The 1,744-nt window shown below is 65.8% G+C and carries 1 pseudogene; it reads left to right on the top strand.

The window, feature by feature from the left end:
• Positions 1-1,744 (top strand): annotated as a pseudogene (locus tag QT222_RS01520) (hypothetical protein); the annotation flags it as partial.

The following is a 1,744-nucleotide window of genomic DNA, read 5'->3' on the forward strand; positions in this document are numbered from 1 at the left end:
ACGGAGAGCCGTCCGGCATGAACGCCCTGTTCGCTCGTCCCGGAGGGGCAGTCCTCGTAACGCGGCCACGGAGCCTCGACTGGCTGTGCCAAAGTAGTCTCTCCGTGTCCAGTGACATCGTCGAGCGGGTCGATTCCGTGCTCGTGGTTCGAACGCCGCCAGCAGAGAGCAGCGATGCGATAGACGAGATCCGCGAGCACACCAGCCGCCGAAGTCTGCCTGGACTGAGTAACGAGGAGCGCTCGTCCATCGTCGAACGCGTCACCAACCCCAGCTACGACTTCGAGGACGAGCGACTCGGAGAACAGATCGGGACCGTCGAGGAAACCGTCACACCCGCAGCTTTCCTCTCGCTCTCGCAGTACGGGTCCGAAACGGTTCTCGTCGAACCCGATGTCAGGACGGTGGTCGGCGACTGTGATATCACGGTCGAACCACTGGGTGAGGCGACACTCGAACTCATCTCGTCGCTCCATCCACGTGCCGAGGAGGTCGGTTGTGACCCGGCTGCACTGTCGCCAGCGGTCGCCACCGCAATCGCTCTCGTCGCGAGTTCGCTCGCAGACGACGACACGGAGTGGTTCGAGCCGCTCGTTCGACATCGACCGCTGGCGGGGGCCGCCGAAGCGCTCGAAATCGCCTTCGATCTCCCACCGGGGACAATCGATCACCTTCGGGTGTTCGCGTCCGAGTCGATGCGGACGAGAATCGGCCAGCGGCTGGCGGCACAGCCCGAAACCGAGACAGCCATCGCCGAGGTGGGTGCCGCCTTCGAGGAGATCCGGGCCGGCATGCGAGCAGTGAGACCATCGCTGGACGAGATCGCGGTCGGACCCGACGAGTACGGCTCCGCTCCACTTGTCGGTGCCTGGCACTGGGAGGAACCAGAGACGTTACACGCGGCTGCAGCGGAGCGGGAGTTCCCGAACTCGGACGACGGCCTCGAAACGGACGACGGACCGGCCGGGGTCGACGTCGACAAGGTCGTCGACGCACTCGATGGTGGGGTCGTCGTCCTCTCGGGACCGAAAGCGAGCGGAAAACGACGGCTCGCAGCGAACGTCGCCACGGAACTCACGACGTGGGGGACGACAGTCAGACTCACCGACCTCAGCCGACCCGATCACATCAGGGTGGGCATCGACGCCACGCCGGACGCAGTCGTGGTCGCGACCTACGGTGCCGAGCCGGCACGGATCACGAGCGAGGCGGGGATTCGGTCGCTGGTCGAGTGGGTCGCTGACGACACCTGTTCGGGTGCACTGCTCATCTGTGACGACGAGTTCCGCGAGCAGTTCGACGCTGTTGCCGACCGGACTGGCTGTGCCGACGTCGCCGCCTGGCGCGACCGAATCGAGTTCGAACTGGACGACATCGAAGTCGCACCTGAACGGACGTCCCGAGCGGTCGCCGACGACCTCCTGTCCGCGATGGACTGGCCGGAAACCCAACGCCCGTCCCGTCTGACGCTCGACGTGGAGCGAATCACGGACCAGAGTACACTGGCGGCAATCGCTGGCATGCCCGACAAAGACCTCGACGCGGCGTTCGTGGGTCAAGTGCTCGCCGATGCCGTCACTGTCGTCGCGCGGACCGCGCGACCGAGTGCCGCAAAACAGTGGCTGGCACTGTTCGACGACCTCGTCGGGGACGTCGGGCTGAATCGGAGCGACACCGACGGGGCCATCAGGTACCGGGGAGCGGTCTCCGGCACTGCCATGGCAGCAGTGGCGAGCGAAAACCC

It is taken from the genome of Haloferax sp. s1, assembly GCF_058382125.1.